This window comes from Pelotomaculum propionicicum (assembly GCF_048984525.1).
In the GTDB taxonomy this organism is placed as follows: domain Bacteria; phylum Bacillota; class Desulfotomaculia; order Desulfotomaculales; family Pelotomaculaceae; genus Syntrophopropionicum; species Syntrophopropionicum propionicicum_A.
This window is the reverse complement of the sequence record NZ_JBMGJC010000019.1, coordinates 1-20,066: the sequence shown is the minus strand read 5'-3', so window position 1 is coordinate 20,066 and position 20,066 is coordinate 1. Positions and strand designations below refer to the sequence as shown.

General features: G+C 47.2%; 18 protein-coding genes and 1 other annotated feature. Of the genes, 14 read left to right on the top strand and 4 right to left on the bottom strand.

The annotated features are described in order from the left end of the window. Positions 1-237 precede the first annotated feature (237 nt). The 5 genes from ACOBQJ_RS16175 to ACOBQJ_RS16155 all read left to right on the top strand — a co-directional run bounded on the left by ACOBQJ_RS16175 (position 238) and on the right by ACOBQJ_RS16155 (position 4,937). Positions 238-438, top strand: coding sequence for a hypothetical protein (locus tag ACOBQJ_RS16175; RefSeq protein ID WP_421072814.1), 201 nt, complete (start codon positions 238-240; stop codon positions 436-438). Between the two features lie 82 nt (positions 439-520). Further along, positions 521-1,129, top strand: a complete 609-nt coding sequence (locus ACOBQJ_RS16170; protein WP_421072813.1) for a hypothetical protein — start codon at positions 521-523, stop codon at positions 1,127-1,129. 122 nt (positions 1,130-1,251) lie between these two features. Beyond that, positions 1,252-1,524: a binding site (T-box leader), on the top strand. Positions 1,525-1,575: 51 nt separating this feature from the next. Next, a complete protein-coding gene (locus tag ACOBQJ_RS16165) occupies positions 1,576-4,107 on the top strand; it encodes an AMP-binding protein (protein WP_421072812.1) in 2,532 nt (843 codons plus the stop codon). 198 nt (positions 4,108-4,305) lie between these two features. After that, a complete protein-coding gene (locus ACOBQJ_RS16160) occupies positions 4,306-4,533 on the top strand; it encodes an AbrB/MazE/SpoVT family DNA-binding domain-containing protein (protein ID WP_421072811.1) in 228 nt (75 codons plus the stop codon). Further along, the gene (locus tag ACOBQJ_RS16155) at positions 4,533-4,937 is read left to right on the top strand and encodes a type II toxin-antitoxin system death-on-curing family toxin (protein WP_421072810.1); all 405 of its coding nucleotides are present in this window, start codon (positions 4,533-4,535) and stop codon (positions 4,935-4,937) included. Before ACOBQJ_RS16160 ends, ACOBQJ_RS16155 begins: the two co-directional genes overlap by 1 nt. 120 nt (positions 4,938-5,057) lie before the next feature. On the opposite strand, the gene ACOBQJ_RS16150 is transcribed toward ACOBQJ_RS16155, so the two are convergent. Together ACOBQJ_RS16150 and ACOBQJ_RS16145 are read right to left on the bottom strand one after the other, a co-directional pair. Then, a complete protein-coding gene (locus ACOBQJ_RS16150) occupies positions 5,058-6,461 on the bottom strand; it encodes an ATP-binding protein (protein ID WP_421072809.1) in 1,404 nt (467 codons plus the stop codon). 312 nt (positions 6,462-6,773) lie between these two features. After that, positions 6,774-6,923 carry a hypothetical protein gene (locus ACOBQJ_RS16145; protein ID WP_421072808.1) on the bottom strand — a complete coding sequence of 50 codons (150 nt, stop codon included), beginning with the start codon at positions 6,921-6,923 and terminating at the stop codon, positions 6,774-6,776. Positions 6,924-7,152: 229 nt separating this feature from the next. Between ACOBQJ_RS16145 and ACOBQJ_RS16140 the strand changes: the two genes are divergently transcribed. The 4 genes from ACOBQJ_RS16140 to ACOBQJ_RS16125 all read left to right on the top strand — a co-directional run bounded on the left by ACOBQJ_RS16140 (position 7,153) and on the right by ACOBQJ_RS16125 (position 12,238). Next, on the top strand, positions 7,153-7,839 hold the full coding sequence (locus ACOBQJ_RS16140; protein WP_421072807.1) for a response regulator transcription factor: 687 nt from the start codon (positions 7,153-7,155) through the stop codon (positions 7,837-7,839). Continuing rightward, a complete protein-coding gene (locus ACOBQJ_RS16135; protein ID WP_421072806.1) occupies positions 7,821-9,077 on the top strand; it encodes a sensor histidine kinase in 1,257 nt (418 codons plus the stop codon). The genes ACOBQJ_RS16140 and ACOBQJ_RS16135 overlap by 19 nt, the downstream gene beginning before the upstream one ends. 69 nt (positions 9,078-9,146) lie before the next feature. Beyond that, positions 9,147-9,830, top strand: a complete 684-nt coding sequence (locus ACOBQJ_RS16130; RefSeq protein WP_421072805.1) for an ABC transporter ATP-binding protein — start codon at positions 9,147-9,149, stop codon at positions 9,828-9,830. After that, positions 9,827-12,238, top strand: coding sequence for an ABC transporter permease (locus ACOBQJ_RS16125; RefSeq protein ID WP_421072804.1), 2,412 nt, complete (start codon positions 9,827-9,829; stop codon positions 12,236-12,238). The genes ACOBQJ_RS16130 and ACOBQJ_RS16125 overlap by 4 nt, the downstream gene beginning before the upstream one ends. A gap of 120 nt (positions 12,239-12,358) precedes the next feature. On the opposite strand, the gene ACOBQJ_RS16120 is transcribed toward ACOBQJ_RS16125, so the two are convergent. Further along, the gene (locus tag ACOBQJ_RS16120; RefSeq protein ID WP_421072803.1) at positions 12,359-14,482 is read right to left on the bottom strand and encodes a HelD family protein; all 2,124 of its coding nucleotides are present in this window, start codon (positions 14,480-14,482) and stop codon (positions 12,359-12,361) included. Then, entirely contained in the window at positions 14,475-15,326 is an 852-nt protein-coding gene (locus ACOBQJ_RS16115) for a GNAT family N-acetyltransferase (protein WP_421072802.1), read from the bottom strand. Before ACOBQJ_RS16115 ends, ACOBQJ_RS16120 begins: the two co-directional genes overlap by 8 nt. Positions 15,327-15,653: 327 nt before the next feature. Between ACOBQJ_RS16115 and ACOBQJ_RS16110 the strand changes: the two genes are divergently transcribed. The 5 genes from ACOBQJ_RS16110 (at position 15,654) to ACOBQJ_RS16090 (ending at position 19,909) form a co-directional block, all read left to right on the top strand. Then, positions 15,654-16,454: an ABC-three component system protein gene (locus ACOBQJ_RS16110; RefSeq protein ID WP_421072801.1), complete on the top strand. Its 801-nt coding sequence runs from the start codon at positions 15,654-15,656 to the stop codon at positions 16,452-16,454. Next, positions 16,438-16,665 carry an ABC-three component system middle component 7 gene (locus ACOBQJ_RS16105; RefSeq protein ID WP_421072800.1) on the top strand — a complete coding sequence of 76 codons (228 nt, stop codon included), beginning with the start codon at positions 16,438-16,440 and terminating at the stop codon, positions 16,663-16,665. The genes ACOBQJ_RS16110 and ACOBQJ_RS16105 overlap by 17 nt, the downstream gene beginning before the upstream one ends. Beyond that, positions 16,655-17,305 carry an AAA family ATPase gene (locus tag ACOBQJ_RS16100; protein ID WP_421072799.1) on the top strand — a complete coding sequence of 217 codons (651 nt, stop codon included), beginning with the start codon at positions 16,655-16,657 and terminating at the stop codon, positions 17,303-17,305. The genes ACOBQJ_RS16105 and ACOBQJ_RS16100 overlap by 11 nt, the downstream gene beginning before the upstream one ends. After that, positions 17,205-18,257: a DUF2326 domain-containing protein gene (locus ACOBQJ_RS16095; RefSeq protein WP_421072798.1), complete on the top strand. Its 1,053-nt coding sequence runs from the start codon at positions 17,205-17,207 to the stop codon at positions 18,255-18,257. The genes ACOBQJ_RS16100 and ACOBQJ_RS16095 overlap by 101 nt, the downstream gene beginning before the upstream one ends. A 149-nt stretch (positions 18,258-18,406) precedes the next feature. Next, positions 18,407-19,909, top strand: coding sequence for a hypothetical protein (locus ACOBQJ_RS16090; protein WP_421072797.1), 1,503 nt, complete (start codon positions 18,407-18,409; stop codon positions 19,907-19,909). Positions 19,910-20,066 lie beyond the last annotated feature (157 nt).

The following is a 20,066-nucleotide window of genomic DNA, read 5'->3' as shown; positions in this document are numbered from 1 at the left end:
AAGAAACAAGAAGAAGAAACAAGATGAAGCAACAAAAAGAAGCAGGGTGAATTGGGCGATTGTTTTTCAAAGGATATGCACGTACGTAAAATGAGACCTTCCTTGAAGAACATTTTTTTGATATTCTCTATTTAGCCAAATTAAGGCATTGGCTGTTTGGCTGGAAGGATTAAAATGACAGGAAATGGCATCAAGTAACTGTCTATTCAATCATTTATGCTAAAGGCGGGAGGTATCGTGTTAATCACGCTTTCTATTTTACTGGCCTGTATACTCATTCTTGTTGGCGTACTGCTGGCATGGAGCCCAGGTAAGCCAAAACCATTTCTCAATGAGAACGGAAAAGTGCTGGCCGGAAGTATCTCCGAAAAAATCCATGTCAATATCAATGGGGTGGAGCAGGGGATGATTTACAAATTAGATTGTCCGGTTGGATAGGAAAATCATAGAATTATGACGAATAACATTTGGAGGTAATATTGGTAAGTGTTTTCTCACCAAAATAAGGGGAGTGATCATTTTGAAGATAAACAAACTATTTTTAACTCTTATATTTTTTGTTTCAATAATACTGCCTGCGTGCACAAATAAACAAGATTTTATATTGCATAATTATAGTGCTAAGGTTTATGAACATGATGAAAAACAGTCTGTCTCAGCGGCAGATCCCCAAACAGGTAAACATCTGGGTTACATTTATGATACTGTTTTGCATTATGAATTTACCCTTGAAAGCACAAGGGATATGGGGAGCATAGAGGAAATAGACAAAATGATATATCTAGTCATAGAACCAACTGATAAATTATTATCATTACTAAAAGGGAATCCTTTTGAAAATCAAAAAATCGGGTCATTAGATAATAATAACAATAAACATGATGAGGTTTTATACCGATGTTCTTACAATGGACCTACCAAGTTGGAGGCAGGAGAAAAATTAGAATACGAGATAGAGTTCGTTATTGGTACTAGAGATGAAGCAGGAACGGAAAATCCGGATAAACTTATTCGTCCTCCCACACCGGAAGAAGCTGAAGATATTGAAAAAGAGGCTTATAATGCAAATTTATTGATAAAACAAGGTGAAAAAACAATACAAGCTGTTCCTTTAAGCGATTATAATTGAACCGAAGTGATCGATATGTTGCCGGGCGTACAAGAAACCCCCTCTGTATCAAAATCCTGCTTGACAGATATTATGAAATTTGATAATATTTCGAGTAATTAGTTATATATTTGGAATATTATTTAAATGCAATGACAGGGAAAACACCTTGCGGTATGTCGCTCCAGAGAGCTGTTGGATGCTGAAAGACAGCGCGCAGAGCAAGTTGACTCCCCCTTGAGCAGTCAGCTGAAAGCTGAAGGTGCTGTTATGGCGGCTTAAAGCAAGTAGGTGCGAACGGGTTTCTCGCCGTTACAATGAGAGGGCATTCGTCAGTTGACCGATGCTGTTAAGTGGGTATGTTTAACATGCCAAAATGAGTGGTACCGCGGAAGTTTAGCGCTTTCGTCTCTAGCAGAAATGCTATGTGACGGAAGCGCTTTTTAAATTAAGGAGGGAGTTTTTCTATGAAACTTGCATTTTCAACACTCGGCTGTCCCGACTTCAGTTGGGTCGACATCTGCACCATGGCCAAGGACCTTGGTTTCAGAGGCATTGAGGTGCGCGGGCTTGGCAGCGAAATATCCGCGGTGCGGGCCCAGCCTTTCACCGAATCACAGCTTCCGGAAACGGTAAAAAAGCTTTCCGAGCTGCGCCTGGAAATCCCCTGCCTTACTTCCGGCTGCTGCTTGAAATTTGCTGAAAATGATGAGAAAAACCATGCTGAGCTGGTGCAGTATATTAACCTGGCCGCCAGGCTTGGCACACCATACATCCGCATTCTCGCTGACCTGGAGCCGCATCCCATCGGAGAAGTCGATGACGAGGTGGTCCTGGCCGCTTTGCGGCGATTGGCGCCGGTTGCTGAAGATAAAGGCGTGACCCTGCTGGTGGAGACCAATGGCGTCTATACAGACACAGCCCGGCTGAGCGGGCTGCTTCAACAGGTGGCAAGCGACGCGGTGGCAGCTCTTTGGGATGTGCACCATCCCTACCGGTTTGCCGGTGAGAGCCCCGAACAGACTGTCAAAAACCTCGGCGCCTATATCAAATATGTACATATCAAAGATTCCGTGGTGGAGGACGGCTCCATACGGTATCGTATGATGGGTGAGGGGGATCTGCCGGTTGACGACATGATGCTGGCGCTGCGCTCGATTAACTACGACGGCTATATATCTCTCGAATGGGTCAAGCGCTGGGCGGATGATCTTGATGACGCGGGAGTCGTCTTCCCGAACTTCGCCAACTATATGAGTCGTTACACTGAAATAAACGTGGTAAAGGGCCACCTGTTCGAAAACAACGCCAAGACAGGGAAATACATCTGGCAGAAGGACACGCTGATCGACCTGACCTTTCCCCAGGTGCTGGACCGCATGGTGGAAGAGTTTCCCGACCAGTATGCTTTCCGCTATACTGTTCAGGATTATACCAGGACTTATGCAGAGTTCCGGGACGATGTGGATACATTCGCCCGCTCGTTGATTGCCCTGGGCGTCAGGCCAGGTGACCATGTGGCGATCTGGGCGACCAATGTTCCCCAGTGGTTCATCACCTTCTGGGCCACCACCAAGATCGGCGCCGTACTGGTGACTGTAAACACGGCCTACAAGATCTATGAAGCTGAGTACCTCCTGCGCCAGTCGGACACCCATACGCTGGTAATGATCGACGGCTATAAGGATTCTGATTATGTAGGCATTATAAAAGAGCTTTGCCCCGAGCTGGAAACTGCCGAGGCGGGAAAACCGCTCCATTTAAAACGCCTGCCTTTCCTGCGCAATATCATCACCGTAGATTCCAGGCAGAAGGGCTGCCTGACCTGGGAGGACGCCATAGCGTTGGCTGAAAGAGTCCCGGTGGAGGAGGTTTACCGCCGCGCCATGTCCATCAACAGGCATGATGTCTGCAATATGCAGTATACCTCGGGGACCACGGGTTTCCCCAAGGGCGTTATGCTCACCCATTATAATGTGGTGAATAACGGCAAAAACATCGGTGACTGCATGGACCTTTCCACTGCCGACCGCTTTCTGATCCATGTACCCATGTTCCACTGTTTTGGTATGGTGCTTTCCATGACGTCGTCAATGACCCACGGTTCGACCATGACCCCGATGCCGTATTTCTCACCCAAGCTGTCCCTTGACGCTGTAAACAGGGAAAAGATTACCGCCATCAACGGAGTTCCCACCATGTTTATCGCGATGCTTGAACATGAGGATTTCTCAAAAACTGACTTTTCCCATATGAGGACCGGCATTATGGCGGGCAGCCCCTGTCCGGTCAAGGTTATGCAGGATGTGGTGGACAAAATGAACGTGACGGAACTTACAATTGTGTTCGGCCAGACTGAGTCTTCGCCGGGCTGCACCCAGAGCACCGTCGATGATTCGATTGAGCTGCGCGTCAATACGGTGGGCCGCCACCTGCCCGGTGTTGAATGCAAGATCGTTGATGTCGAGACCGGCCGGGACCTGCCCCCTAATGCTGATGGTGAATTTGTAGCGCGCGGCTACAACATCATGAAAGGCTACTACAAAATGCCTGAGGCCACGAAGGCTGCCATCGATGAAAACGGGTGGCTGCACACCGGTGATATGGCCAGGTGCGATGAAAATGGGTACTACAAAATCACCGGCCGCATCAAGGATATGATCATCAGGGGCGGCGAGAATATCTATCCCAAGGAAATTGAGGATTTCATCTATACCCATCCCAAAGTCAAGGATGTCCAGGTAATCGGCGTGCCCGACAAACAGTACGGCGAGGAGATTATGGCCTGCGTGATCCTGAAGGACGGTGTGACCATGACTGACGATGAGCTCAAGGAGTACGTCCGTTCACACATGGCGAAGCACAAAACGCCGCGCTACGTCGATTTCGTCGATGACTTCCCCATGAATGCCGCCGGGAAAATTATGAAATATAAGATGCGCGAGCATGCTGTTGAAAAACTCGGCTTGCAGGCAGCCAACCGCATTGAAACCGCCTGACAAACCACTGGTTAGTTAACGGTACCGGCAAAAGAAAGGGGCCTCACTCCCTGTTGGGGGAGCGCAGGTCCCTTTTAGTCAATACCGGCGCCGCCTGCTTAACGAACATTGGCTTCTTAAGTAACTTGATTTTTTCTTGAAACCATTTAATTATGGTGCTACAATGTTATAACAATGTAATTACAGGAGGGGATTTTTATGATTAAAACATTAACCTCACATGGCAACAGTGCCGCCTTAGTAATAGATAAAGCTATTCTAGAATTGCTGGGTATATCGATGTCTACACCGTTAAAAATTTCCACAGACGGGAAAAGCCTTATAGTATCACCACTACCGAATGTCCAGCGTGAAGAGAGATTTAGAGCGGCTTTAGACAAGGTAAATAAGAATCACGGAGACACACTCAGAAAGTTGGGGGAATAATGAGCAAGGAAGAATTTATTTTTTTAAACCTGGCGGAGGTAATTGAGATCCATGAGGACCAGATCAAACGATACGGCGGTCATCCAGGGCTGCGGGATTATCATCTTCTTTGCTCAGCTTTAGCCATGCCGGAAGCGTCATTCGGCGGCGATTATTTGCATATCGATATTTTCGAGATGGCAGCCGCTTATGTTTATCACTTATGTAAGAACCACCCGTTTGTTGACGGCAATAAAAGAACAGCCCTTGTGTGCGGCCTGGTATTCCTGGAAATAAACGGAATCACGATTGCAGATGAAGCGGGAAAGCTCTACGAAGCTGTAATATTGCTTTCTTCCGGCGAGTTGGACAAGGTGTCTCTGTCAAAAATATTCTTTGAATTACATAGAACGGCTGCTTTATAGTTCCAGAACCAGCGCGGGAAACAATATATTACTAGCAATAAGCTGCTTTGAGAATGTAGAAGGTGTATTATAAACCGGATGGCGCCGTTACCATCCGGTTTTTCGCAAGACTGCTTAAACCTATTCCTGCAGGTACAGTCCCCCGCTGAGGTTGTCGATAAACTGCCGCGCGGTGCGGCCGGACAAACCGTTGTGCCAGGACGCCCACAGCAGCGCCCTGCGCTCAAGTTCACCCTCCGCAAGCTCAAGGCCCATGTGTTTGGCCATTTCCCGCACTATTTTGAGGTAAAGCGCCCTGTCCGGGGTGGTAAAGAAAATGGTAACCCCAAACCGGTCGGCCAGGGACAATTTTTCCTGGACCGTGTCGTTGCCGTGCAGCTCATCCCCCATGTCCCGGTCGGAAAACCGCTCCCTGACCAGGTGCCGCCTGTTGGAGGTGGCGTAAATCAAGACGTTGGCGGGACGGCTGGCCAGCCCGCCCTCCAAAACAGCTTTAAGCTCCTTGTATTCGACTTCAGATTCTTCAAAGGAAAGGTCGTCCACAAAGATGATGAACCGCTGGGGCAGTTGCCGCAGCAAGGTAATGATTTTGGGAAAATCGCCAAGGCTGCTCTTGGGCACTTCAACCAGGCGCAGCCCCTGTTCGGCGTATTGGTTCAGCAGGGCTTTAACAGTGGAAGACTTGCCAGTGCCCCGGTCGCCGTAAAGCAACAGGTTGTTTGCCGGGAAGCCGGCCAGGAATTTTTCGGTGTTTTCCACTACCTGCTGCCGCTGGTCCTGATAGCCGACCAAATCATCAAAATGGATGGAATCCGGCTCGTCGATCCCTTCCATCCGGCCAACCGCGCCACACCAGCGGAAAGCCCGGTATCTCCCGGTCAGCCCCGCTCCCGCCTTCCGGTAATAGCGGGCCAGGTCCTCCAGGCACGGACCCCAGTCACCGGAACGGGAGAGCAAATCAATTATCTCCCCAGTCAGGTGGTTTTTAGCCTTTAAACTATCCGCAGCCGGAGCGGAAAGCTCTTTCCAAAGGGGCAAACCGCCGCAGGGTATGTCGGTCGCGCCCAGTTTTTGCATTACAGCCTCGCGGGCGGCGGCGCAGTCTATCCTGTACATGGCATGGAGCCTGGCCAGGTCGCCCCTGGCGGCGTCCAGCAGTGAAGCCCCGAGCTTTTCGGGGGAGTACAGCGACGCCCACCGGCTGAAGACATTGTCATCATACAGCAGCAACTGCAGCAGGTGGTCCTGCCACGCGTCCCCGGTGAAACCGCCCTCAGATGGTCCGGCCTGCTGCGTCAGGCAAAAGAATAACTCGCAGTACATGTTAAGTGTTTCATCGGCCGGCCTGTCCCCGGCCACGGACTCGACAAAGTTAAGCCAAGCCCTGCAGGCCGGGTCTAAAATAATGTTCCTGTATAGCACCAGGCTTCTGGCCGAGCGCAGCGCTTCAAGAAACTCTTTATTTTCCATGGTCATATCTCCATCAATAATATGATTGTATCCTGTGCATAAAATATTCTTCACATGCCCTCCTTTTCCCTGCGTTGGGCGGTAACTAAAGCCCCCTGGCGAGGCGTAGGTTTTGACTGAGTCTCCATGGTGTTGAACCTGCTTGGCTCATTTTCAATGGACCGTGTCAAGAGGACGGATCTTTCTAAGAGGCTTTTTCTCTCGAGCGTGTCATGAGGACAGTTCTGTTGACACGCTTTTGTCTCAAGATTTAATAATAGAAATCGTGTCAACAAAACCGTCCCCAAGACACGCCCGGCAAACCGTTCCCTTGACACGCCCGGCAAAGTCCTCTGGACACGCTCCCACGGTGCAAAGGACCGTCCTTCAACTCGCCGCCCTGGCGCGGCAGTCAATCAGAAAATGGCTGTAAGTCCTGCTTGTCCGGTCTGGTGACGGGTCGATTCGCTCTGAAGAAACAGGAAAGACAGGAAGGGAAAAGAGGGGGAGTTCATAGGCGCCGGGGTAAACCGGCATAGGGCAGGGGACGAAAGAGCCCTTAAGTGGAAGGAGCGGCGATTCTGGCTTACTTTAAGTTATCTTCTTTCTTATAATGTCTGACCAGCCAATTTTGAAGGATTTTTTGCAACTCCGGATGAATAGGCTGACACTGGGCCTTACTGCCTTGAAGCTTTTGAATTATGGTGCTACAATGTGATTATTTCCATAGCGGTATTTTCAAAAATTAATTGCGGAAGTGACATGAATGCATAGAATTTTACTCGTTGAGGACGACCTCAGCCTGATTGACGGGTTGGAGTTCTCTCTTAGGAAAAACGGTTTTGAAGCTGACGTCGCCAGGACCGTCAAAGAAGCCCTGGCACAGCTTGCGGCGCAAAAATATGATTTGCTGCTCCTTGACCTGACGCTGCCTGACGGCAGCGGCTTTGAAATTTGCAGAAAAGCGAGGCAGGCATCAGATGTGCCGATTATTTTTCTGACTGCCTCCGACGAGGAAGTAAACGTGGTCATGGGGCTTGACATGGGCGGGGACGACTATATTACCAAGCCCTTTAAGCTTAACGAGTTAGTATCCAGGATCAACGCGCTGCTGCGCCGAGCGGGCATTTCCAAGGCTCTACACACAGAGCTGAAATCAAACGGAATAACTGTCAGGCTTGGCGAAAACCGGGTGCTGAAAGACGGTTTTGAGATCGAGCTCACCGTCGTGGAGTACCGTCTCTTATGCCTTTTGATGCAAAATCCCAATAATGTCCTGACCAGGGCAGTCATACTGGACAAGCTTTGGGACGGGAGCGGCAGCTTTGTTGACGACAATACGCTGTCAGTCTATGTGCGGCGGCTGCGGAGCAAGATAGAGGACGATCCGGAAAATCCAATGTACTTATTAACAGCGCGGGGTGTGGGATATAAATGGAAAGTGGTAAGGTGATATTTAACGATAAAAGTGTCCGGCGCCAGGCTGCCGTGACCGTGATAATTTTGCTCGCGTTTATCCTTTTAGGACAGCTAATCGTCGCGCGCATGGCGGAGGACTACAAAAAGGACATGGTTGAACATGACTATACTGTGGCAGGGTACCTGTCCGGCAGCGGAGTGGACAAAAGGCAGATTGTCACGGCCTTTACTTCCGATAAAACCGGCGCGGACACTGAAGCAGGCGCGTCTCTGCTGTCTTCTTCCGGGTACGCGGAAAGTACGCAAAACAGCCTGCTGCCTGTGGTGGAAAGTTTTCATCAAAAATTTGCCCTGACCATGCTCTTAATCACCGTCCTGTTTTCCCTCGCCATTCTGGCCGTACTTTACCTTGGCGAGCAGCGCCGCGGCTATCAGCTTGAAACAGCCGCCGGGCAGCTCCGGCACTTCATGGACGGAGACACTGCCGTCCGCCTTTCGGACTGCGGAGAAGGCAGCCTGGCCAGGCTCTTCGCGTCCGTTAACGCCATGGCGACGTCACTGACCGCCCATATCGATAAGGAAAAGCAGAACAGGCAGTTCTTAAAGGATACGGTATCCGACATATCCCACCAGCTGAAAACGCCCCTCGCCGCTCTTCAGATGTACAATGAGATTATTTGCGATGAAAAGACCGGCAACGAGGTGGTGGAGAGCTTTACGGATAAAAGCCGCCGCGAGCTTGAGCGGATGGAAAACCTAATTCAAAACCTACTGAAACTTGCCAGGCTCGACGCGGGGACCATTGAGTTGGAAAAGGCCGTTTTCAGCCTACAAAGTTTTTTGGAAAAATGTATTGGCTCCTTTGCCACCCGCGCCGCACAGGAGGGAAAAAGCATCACCCTGCGATGCGGTAACGGCCCCATGCTGTGCCTTGACGAAACATGGCTCGGCGAGGCGGTCGGCAACATCATAAAAAACGCCCTTGACCACACGGACTCCGGAGACGCCATTGAAATATCCTGCCAGGAGGCGGCTGCGGCGACAGAAATTATCATCCGCGACAACGGCGCGGGCATTCATCCCGAGGATATCCACCATATTTTCAAGCGGTTCTACCGCAGCCGTTTTTCAAAGGATAAGCAGGGCGTCGGCATCGGGCTCGCGCTCTCCAAGGCCATCGTCGAAAAACACGGGGGCGCCGTCACCGTCCGCAGCGAACTGGGCCGGGGAGCGGAATTTCACCTGATATTTCCCAGGCTTACAAATCTGTAAGACATAATTCACCGGAAAGTAAGGCTGGCATGCTATCATCATCACATCAGAAAATGTGAGGTGAGATCATTGAACATATTAACCGTACAGGATTTATGCAAGACATATGGCGCGGGGGACACAAAGGTCGAGGCCTTAAAAAACGTGTCGTTTACCGTATCAAAGGGCGAATTTGTCTCTGTTATCGGGCCGTCCGGCTCCGGGAAAAGCACGCTGCTCAACATGATCGGAGCGCTGGATTATCCGACGTCGGGCAAGGTCATTATCGACGGCAGGGATATTTATACGATGAAGGAAGAGGAACTCTCGGTCTTCCGCAGGCGCAACATCGGCTTTGTATTTCAGGCCTATAACCTTGTGCCGGAGCTGAACGTGGAAGAAAACATTGTACTGCCGATACTGCTCGATTATAAAAAGCCTGACCAACAGTACATTTCTGAATTGCTCGGCATTTTGGGGCTGGCGGAACGAAAGCGCCACCTGCCCGGCCAGCTTTCCGGCGGACAGCAGCAGCGTGTGGCTATCGGGCGGGCACTCGCGGCCAAACCGGCCATTATCCTTGCCGACGAGCCCACCGGCAACCTTGACAGCAAGAACAGCAGGGATGTGATCAACCTGCTCAAGCTGTCTGTCGAGAGATATCGCCAGACGCTGATTATGATCACCCATAACCAGAGCTATGCGTCTTTTGCGGACAGGGTCCTCAGCGTGGAGGACGGCGTTGTTGCCGAGCTCGGGGGTGGCGCAAGATGAACGGGTATCTTGACCTGGCGCATAAATATCTGGCCGCCCATAAAAAGAGAACGAGGCTTTCGATATTCAGCATTGTCCTGTCCGTGGCGCTTGTCGTAGGGATTTTTTCCATGCTGGACGTGTTTTTGAAATTCGAAAAAATACAGGTCATCAATGACTACGGAAATTACCACCTGTTGGTTAATAATGCGACTGACGGGGAAAAAGAAGCGATTTCAAGCCGGATCGACGTGAAAAACACCGGCACGCTGGTAGCTTTCAAGAGCGGCAGCATCAACGGCAGCCGGTGCGATATTGTGGCCTTGAGCGATAATTTTGCCGCTAATATGAGCATGAACCTGCTTAGAGGGACTTATCCGGAAGCCGAAAACGAGCTGATGATTGAAAATTGGGCGGCTGAAAAGCTGGGCGCGGGCATCGGCGACACGGTGTCCTTCGCCTTTGCGGATAAAGCGGAAAGGCCGTTTGTGATCAGCGGAATATTCGCCGATTACGGGGGCACCAAAGCAACCGGCGAGCCGGGCGTGGCAGTTTCCATGCAAGCAGCCGAAAAGGCAAGCGTGGAAAAGACCGGTATCTTCCTGATCGAGTTCAAAGAACAGGCAAATATGAAAAAAGCGGAGCAGGAGATCAAGGAAAGCCTTGGGATATCCGACGAGCGCATGGGGCGGAACGAGCGCCTGCTCGCCGTTATCGGGCAAAGCGATCACAAGGCGGCAGTGGGGCTGTACCAGGCGGGAGCGATCCTGTTTTTTATCGTCCTGGTTGCGGGCGTGGTAATGATTTACAACACCTTCAATATATCGGTCATGGACAGGATGCGCTCGTTCGGCCTTCTGCGGTGCGTCGGGGCGTCGAAAGCGCAGATCAGGAGGCTGGTGAAAAGGGAAGGGTTTTTGCTGCTGCGCTGGGCGATTCCGGGCGGCGTGCTTCTGGGGATAGCCGCCACGCTCTTTTGCTGCGCGCTCCTTAAATTCTATAACAGCTATATTTTTTCCCAAATTTCCCTGTTTACCATAAGCCCCACAGGCATCCTGGCCGGTGTTGCCGTCGGCGTCCTCACCGTTGCGATTGCGACTTTGCTGCCGGCGAAAAAGGCCTCAAGGGTGTCTCCGGTCAACGCCGTGACGGGAAACAGCGAGATCAGGATGCGAAAAGTCCAAAAAGGAGGGATCCTGACCAGGCTGCTGCCTGTTGAGTCGGCGATGGGGATTGGGAGCGCGGCCGCCCGGAAAAAAACGCTGGCCCTGATGTCGGCCTCCATCGCTTTTAGTATTATGATGTTTCTCGGCTTCAACGTGTTTGTTGATTTCCTGCATACGAGCCTGAAGACAACGAAGCCGTATACGCCCGATATATCCCTGACCTCAGAGGAAAGCCTCAGCCCTGATTTGTACGGTCAGCTGTCGCACTTGCCGGGAATAAAGCACGTATACGGCAGGATGTTCGGCTATGTAAACGCGACCTTCGACGCGTCCCGGCTTACCGAAGAGTATGTGAAGGAGGTCGGCAGCATTGAGGTCAACGCCGAGGGCATCTTTGAGGCTCCGGAAAAATCATGGCTGATCTCCTATGACAAAAATCAATTGAAGTGGGCAAAAACGGACCTGGTGGAAGGCGACTTGTCCGAAGACACGCTCAACACCCAGGACGGCATTATCGCCGTTTTGCAGAATATACGAAAGGGCGTCTCGGTCCGTACGGCGGAGCTCCATGCGGGGGACAAGGTTTATATCGACACCGTATCCGGGAAAAAGCCGTTCACGGTTATGGCCGTCCTTCGTACTGTGCCCTTTGCCGACAGCAACTTGAACCTGGCGACCTTCATTACGACGGAAAAGCAGTATACCGCAATAACGGGAGACTCCACCCTTAAAATCATTGATATTCAGCTGGAAAAGAACGGTCAGGAGGAAACAGTTTCCGAAATCAAGCGCATGATCGGGAGCAATATCACCTATCTTGATTCGCGGCAAAAAAACAGCGAGATGAACCAGACCTTTTTTACCATGGCGGTTTTCGTATACGGTTTTGTGGTGGTTATCGCGCTCATCAGCATCCTCAATATCGTCAGCACGATGAATACCAGCGTCACTTCAAAAATGAGGTACCTGGGCGTCCTGCGGGCGGTCGGTATGTCGGGAAAACAACTTAACAGGATGATCACGGCAGAGGCGTCGGCATACTGCATTACGGGCGCCGTCGCCGGGTGTATCCTCGGCCTGCTGTTGCAAAAGGCGCTTATAACACAGCTTCTGACGTCGCTCAAAATAGTGTGGGTCTTCCCACTGGTGCAAATCGTCTGCGTTTTCGCCGCCGCGCTTCTTGTGACCCGGCTTTCCGTCATCGGGCCGCTCAAAAAGATCAAGGCCAAAAGTATTTCCGAAAACATCGGCTCGCTGCAATAGCAGGCACATGGGGGAACAGTTGGAAAGTGCCGGGATAAACCGGCACTTTTGGATGCAAAGTCAGAGTAATAAGTTTTTAAAGAGGCGGTTAGACAGAAGAACCGTCTCTTGTCTTGTTGTTCAGCTATCATACGCCCCAATCAGCCGGGTCAGTTCGCCGGTATAGGTCAAAGACAGCCGGTGCATGGCCCGGGTGCAGGCAATGTAAAGCAGGCTGCGGTCATATTCGCTGGAGTAGGTCTCGCTGTTGGCCGCGGGTATGATCACCTGGTCAAATTCCAGCCCCTTTGACATTTGAACCGAAGTGATCGATACGCCGTTCACAAAGTTCGCGCTTTCCGGCGAAATCAAATGCACCTGGCAGTTTCGGGACAGCACATCATAAAGAGCTTTTGCCGCGCTGTTCGTTTTCAGGATAATGCCCAGGGTGGCATGCCCGCTATTCTGAAGAGCGTCGATTTTTTTCTTTATCACCGCCAGTTCTTCCCGCCCGCTGCGGCAATAGACAAGATCGGGAGCATCCCCGTGGCGCTCAACCGCCTCCAGGGAAGCAACATTCCGGATGCCTTTGGCGAAGGTGATGATTTCATAGGTCGAGCGGTAGCTCTTGTTCAGCTCTACGTATTCCGCGCCTTCATACAACCGGCGCAGGTCTCCGAGCGAGTTTAAATGGTTTGGGTTGATAAACTGCCCGAAGTCTCCCAGGATCGTTTTCCGGCACTTGAACAGGGCATTCATCACCGCGTATTGGACCGGTGTGTAATCCTGCATTTCGTCGATAACCAGGTGGCGTATAAGCCGGCTCTCCCGCAAACCCTCAAAAGCGGCGTGGAAGTACATAAACGGGTACACGTCGGACCATTCGAGGGTTTTCTTGGCCGGCATCACAAATTTGTCCGCGATATTGTTCTGCTTATAAAAATCCTTGTAGAGCGACAGGGTATTCTTCATCTTCAGCATCGCCGCCAGGCTTTTTAAGACGGCCCCGGCCTTTGGCAAAGGCTTATCCATGAAGTAGTCCGTTTCATAGCGGTCAAGAATATCGTCCGCAATCATCACCAGGCGCCGCTTGACCGGGAGCCTGTGGTAAGCGGCAAAGCGGCCCCGGATCCATTCGCTTTTGGCGGTGAACCTGCCAAAAGTGCAGTCGGACGGCTCAAAGACGGCCTCAGGCATCCGGGCCAGGTACTCGTCCACCAGTTTTTTAAAATCCAGCGTGGATTTGAAGCGCACTCGCTCCGCCCATTTGGGATCATCTGTTTCAAGAGGGTCCTTGTCGGCCTCGAAACGGATGACGCCCTCAAGCTGGACCCCGGCAATATCCGCAAAGCTCATCCCGTAGACCGGCTCCTCGCCTAATTCGGGCAGCACATTGGAAATATAATCCCCAAAGACCTTGTTGGGCGACAGGATGGTCACGTTCTTTGCCGATAACCTGTCTTTAAAGCGGTAGAGCAAGTAGGCGATCCGGTGCAGCGCGATGGAGGTCTTGCCGGAACCCGCGACCCCCTGAATAAGGAGGGTCTCCGCCTTTTCGTTCCGGATAGCCAGGTTCTGTTCCTTTTGAATGGTGGCGATGATGGATTTCATCTTCTCGTCCGAAGTATGGCTCAATTCACGCTGCAGAAGATCATCCTGGATATTAACCGAGCTCTCCAGCGCGTATTCCATCACGCCGTTCTTGATTTTGAACTGCCGCTTCCGGGTCAGCTCGCCGTCGACCCGTCCGTCCGGGGCGTCGTATCCAGCCGGCCCAACCTCGCAATCATAAAACATGCTGGCCACCGGGGAGCGCCAGTCAGAAATGTGCAGCTCGTTGCCGTGGCTGAAAGAAAACCTGCCGATGTAAAAGGCGGCGGGTGTTACTTTGGATGTCTCCCGAAAGTCAATCCGGGCAAAGTAAGGCGAGTCCAGGAGTTTGGCGAGTTTATCCCGGAGCCCGGCCGCAGCGGCCCCCCGTTTGTCAATGCGCTTTAAAGCCATTTCATTTTGAAACATCTCGTGGGGATCGATTTCACCGCGTTGCTCTACCATGTACCGCTTGACATCCATATATTCTTCGTCGATATGCCCGACTGAATCATGCGCTTGCTTGACGGCCTTATCCAGCTTGCCCCTGATATCTTCAAGATGGGCAATTTCATCGGGAAAAGCCGGTTTTTCAACTGGTTTTTTCTTTTTGCTTTCGTTAATACGGGCAGGCGCGTGAGGGTTGCGCCTGCCCGCTTGCTGTGCGTCAGTCATTTTTATTCTCCCTGGGCAAAACCATCCTTTGGGTCGGATATCCAAACTCCGTCAGCAGTTCCTCTTCGGCAAAGCCCAGCTCCTTGAGAGCTTTACGATATCCCGTGTCTGCTTTGTCGCCTTCCCGGAATGTGGTAATGCTGATTTCCTTGTTCTTCAGCAGCTCGGTGAGCGCCGCATGCAGGAAGTCCCGGGAAATACCCTGTTTCCGGTAAAGCGGGTGTACCGCGAGGAAATCTATGCTGCCGGTTTTGTAGTTTATCATCATGCCGCCGATAGAAATGCCGCCCTCGGTTATAAGCAGCACGCCTTTGTTGGCAATATAGCGTTTCAGGACAGTTAAGTGCTGTTCTTCTTCCAGGCAGGGGAACCCGTCAATGGCCAGGCGCACCAGGTCCATCCATAACGGAATATCCGCTTCTCCGGCAAAGCGGATTTCTCGCGCGGAATTTTTCCGCGCATTTTCAAGGGTTTCGCGCTGGTCTTTGAAGTTGTATTCCAGCTGCAACGGATAAAACACCTCATTTTTTCTAAATTGGTGAGGAGACTGCTTATACATGGCCTTGAACACATTGCTGAAAGCCTGCTGGCTGTCGTAACCGGCCAGAATGGCGACGTCAATAATCAGCTTATCTGAAAAAACCAGCAGTTTGGCAGCTTCCGTCAACTGCCTGCGCTGCGCGTAATCATGAATAGTAAGCCCCACCGCGTCGGTAAAAATGCGGTGCAGGTGGTATTTCGAGTAGTGTACCGCGGCGGCAACAACATCCAGGTCGATCTTTTCGTTTGATAAATGTGTTTCAATATATTGTATTGCGGCTATCACTGTCTCAAGGTTTTTCATAGCGCCTACTTTCACATATACGGTAAATTGGCCGAATCAATTATATCAGATTTAAAGAGGTCGTTTTTAATCATTATTGCGATTTGTGCTGAGGCTACTTGTTTATGCATGCTTGTTCTTCCGAGTAAGTATTAGCTTAGTACTTATTTACCCCGAGTGGGTGTCCCGATATTTCCCCATAAATTACGACAAAGTTCTGCAGGAAATTTTATGCAAAAGGTAGAAGCATACAACTTAGTTATCATTATCCATGCCGCTAATGTCTATAATGTGAACCTAAATTGGATTTAAATAATTGCAAATAATGGGAATAAGGTGTGGAATGCGTTGCCCAATGCTGATATAAATGAAGATTCTTATCTGCAATCAAGAAAAAATCCAACCCCAGCAGAGTTACGGCTTTTCCTGCTAGAAGCCGATAACCACTGCCCATTGTGTGGAAAGAAATTGGTGTCTCGTGAGCAGAAGAAATTAGAGGAAAAGAGATTTCAAATTGCTCATATTTATCCAAATAATCCTACGGCAGAACAGGAGAAGGAATTAAGAGGTTTGGAGCGCCTTGGAAGCAACTCTGAGTCTTTTGAAAATAGAATTGCATTATGTAAAGACTGTCATGGAACACAGGATTATCATACCAAAGCAGATGAGTATTTAGATTTAGTGATGATCAAGAAGGATCTCCTTCGGAAAACATCTCTGCATGATCTTGCACAACCGCTGGGATTGGAAGATGAAATTTTAGAGGTTGTAAAAAAAACTATCAACCTATCACAGGAGGAATTGTCGGACTTAAATTATGCAGCGGTGCCATTAGTAAATAAAATTGAAAACAAAGAGATGCTTTTAAAAACAAAAATACAAGGATATGTAACAAATTACTATCTATACATAAGAGATTTGTTCCGCAATATAGAAAAATCTAGCAATTTTAACTTTGAAGTAATAAGTATGCAGATTCGAACCTGTTTTATTAAACTGGATGCTGGAGGAGCAAGTCAAACAGAAATTTACAATGCGATAGTAGATTGGGTTAATAATAGAACCCTAAAAGTATCACTTATGGCTTGTGAAGCTGTTGTCGCCTTCTTTGTTCAGAACTGCGAGGTGTTTGATGAGATTACCAAATAAAATAATATCATTCAAAGAAAGCTCGCTCAGTAAATTCCCAACAATATTGGAATGCATACAAGATTGTGATATGACTCCATTGGAGTTATATGCCAAAATCGAAAAATGCTTCGATAGTATTAGTGATTATATCGAAACTTTGGATTACTTGTTTGCTCTGAACAGAATCTCTCTGAATCCTGATACAGGGAGGATTACCTATGTTATATGAGATTATATGTGATAAATTCAAAGAAAAACGGGTTGAGTTTCATAATGGCTTAAACACAGTTCTAGGGACCGATTCTGGGGATAACTCTATAGGGAAGTCAACTTTTTTAATGATCGTTGATTTTGTGTTTGGTGGTAGCACTTACACAAAATCGGCAGATATCATTCGAAATGTAGGCCATCACGATATCAAATTTTCATTTATTTTTGAGAAAAAGCAATATTGGTTTATCAGAAACACTCTGGAATCTAATGACTTATGGTATTGTGATAACTCGTATAAAAAAATAAAAAGTATTTCCTTGGATCAGTACTGTGCATGGCTTAAAAAGGAATATGGATTATCATTACCCTTTTTATCTTTTAGAGATGTTGTAGGGCGGTACATTCGCGTTTATGGAAAAGAAAATTTAAACGAAAAATTTCCGTTACATGTTGTTAAGGATGAAAAAGCAAAAAAAGCAAGCTATGCGCTTTTAAAACTTTTTGATTTATACACGCCTATTCATGAGTTGACAGGAGTCTATGAACGCTCGATGGATGAGCTTAACGTATATAAGAAAGCTCAAAAATATAAATTTATTTCGAATATCACGAAGGCAAGCAAAGAAAAACCAAAAAGATATAAATCGACTAACTGAAGATATCGATGGTCTAGCTACAAGACTTGAGAACGGTCTACTTGATCTCGATGCTGAGTTATCAGAAGAAGCTATTAGAATTAAGCAGCAGTTGTCTAAAGCAAAAAGGCAACACACTTACTTGAAATCAAAATTGCAATCAGTAGAGAATAATCTAAACTACAATTTTTCGGCAACAACGCAAGACTTTGAGCAACTTCATAAATTTTTCCCTGATACAAATATTCAGTCTATAGCTACAATTGAAAACTTTCATAATAAAATTTCAGATATTTTAATTTCGGAATTGAACATGGAAAAGAAGCGATTAGAGAAACAAATCTCGGACGTCGAATCTGTCAATTCAGGATATACACTACAGTTAGAAAAGATGATTCAAAATCCGCAGATTTCCAAAACGATATTGTCGCGATACGCCGCACTTCAAAGGCAAATTAGAGAGCTTCAGAATCAAAATGAGGCATATTTTAAACTTGCAATACTTAGAAAAGACGTTTTAAATAATAACGAAAAACTTCGAGTAGTTGAAACAGAGCAGTTTGCCCTACTACAAACAAAAGTAAACCAAGAAATGACGATCATCAATGATTTTATATATTCTGGAACATACAATGCGCCTGTCTTGTCATTTAGTGAAAAGGGTTATGATTTCTTTACGCCAGACGATACAGGAACTGGAATTGCGTATAAGGGGTTAGTAGTTTTCGACTTGTCTGTATTATCATTGACAAGATTGCCTGCAATTGTTCATGATTCTGTGCTATTGAAACAAATATCGGATGAAGCGATTGAAAAAATACTTGAGTTATATCAGAAATCTGGAAAGCAAGTTTTTATTAGTCTGGACAAACAAAATTCATATACAAAAAAAGCTCAAATCATTTTAGAAGAAACGTCTGTCTTGAAGCTGAATCCTAATGGCGGAGAACTGTTTGGCCGTTCTTGGGGTTAAACTTTACATACCTCATTTATTTTATTTTTGAACTTAATTAAGTGGTCATCCAAGGATGCTAATAATCGAAGGGTTTCCACTGCATGTATAAAAGGATAAATATCTTAAATCAATGGAAATTATTATGTGGAAGGGTAGGGGGTAATAACATGTTTTTTTCAGAGCGATTTCGGATTGATACTGAATTATTAAGAGCATATGGTGCAGTAGATATTTCTTTGGTTTGTGATATACCGTTATTTATTGACCCAATGCTTATCTTTAATAGTGAAAAGCCAGAATATCAAGCACTTCATAAAGAAATTATCCGCTATTTCCATTTTTTATATATTAAAGCAAAGCAAGGATTATTCTCTAAGGAAATAAACGCATGGTTTAATTTTAGTGAAGTTCCTAACAATTGGTTAGGTTTTTCATTGGAAGGGAATAAGGGGCTGGCTTTGGGTAAGAAGTATGCAGAATTCTTATACAAAAATATTGGATTTGCGCTTGATACACATGGTATCTCAAGAGGACAACATATAGAGAAAACTATGTTGCTTTATGAGGGAAGCGGTAAGGATAAGATAAGCGATTTAACAGTAAATCTTATAAAAAGGTTTCTTTGTGAATACACTGAAAATTTTGCTATAGAATATATTGATCCTAAATTGCGTAAAACACTCCCTGTTGAGAAAGCATATTTTAACTATAATACTGAAAGTTTTGTAAGTAAAGAATATGTACTTCCATACATCTATAATAAGAAAGGAGAAATTGAATACGTTCTGTTAACACCCTATGATATTCTCCGTGAAGATGAACCATCTATTAACAGAGATGATTTTTATAATAGCCATGAGCGCATTCGTGCTGTCATAGAAAATGATACTTTAAGAGCCTATGTAAATAATTATATTGGTCAAGCTGTACGGCGATATGAAGAAAATCAAAAAAGAAATCGCCGTGCTGTTAGGGGAAAATCAATTCGAAAAATTGAAAAAGATGCGTTTAAAGAAATTGTTAAAGAATATCCCGAACTTTATGACTATTACATTAAGTTGCGAGAAGCAGATACTGATGAAATTAGGCTACAGTGTATGAAAGAGCTAAATAAACAGTTAGAAAAACTATTATTAGCTTCTAAAAATTTAATTTCTATCTTTAAACAAAATGGATATTTGAATGAGGAAAACCTATCTGCTAGAGAGGAAGCCAAAAAGCGCCTGGCGTTTTTTAAACACGTTATTGAAGATTGTGATGGCTACAAAAATCTGTATGTAAAGGGAGAACGAATAGCGAAAGAAAACGATTTGCAAAGGTTATTCCGTTTTGTTTGGTATGGAACAAACTATAAGGTAGATGCGGAACCTAATAACGGTAGGGGGCAAGCTGATTTCATTGTGTCAATGGGACAACAGAACCAAAATATCGTTGAGTTTAAACTCGCCAGCAATTCAACACTTAATCATGTATTTAAACAAGTTAAGGTATATGAAGCGGCTAACTGTGCAGATGGTAGCTTAATTGCAATATTTTACTTTTCTGAAACCGAACACCTTACTGCTCGGCAAGTAGTAATAAATGCTGGTTATGAAAACATGATTGATGAGGCTATATATTTAATTGATTGCAGAAATGATAATAAAGCTTCAGCTTCAATAGCGCAATAGTATTTGAAGAAAAAACATCAACTTCCCATTATTCTAAGTCAATTATACGAAGTTAGGCTCGTGAAAAAGCCCAAGCAATCTTTACAGCTTGAGCTTTGGAATGGCAAAAAAGCAGCCTAACTTTGGATAATTCGGATAGCACGAAACTGCGGTGGTA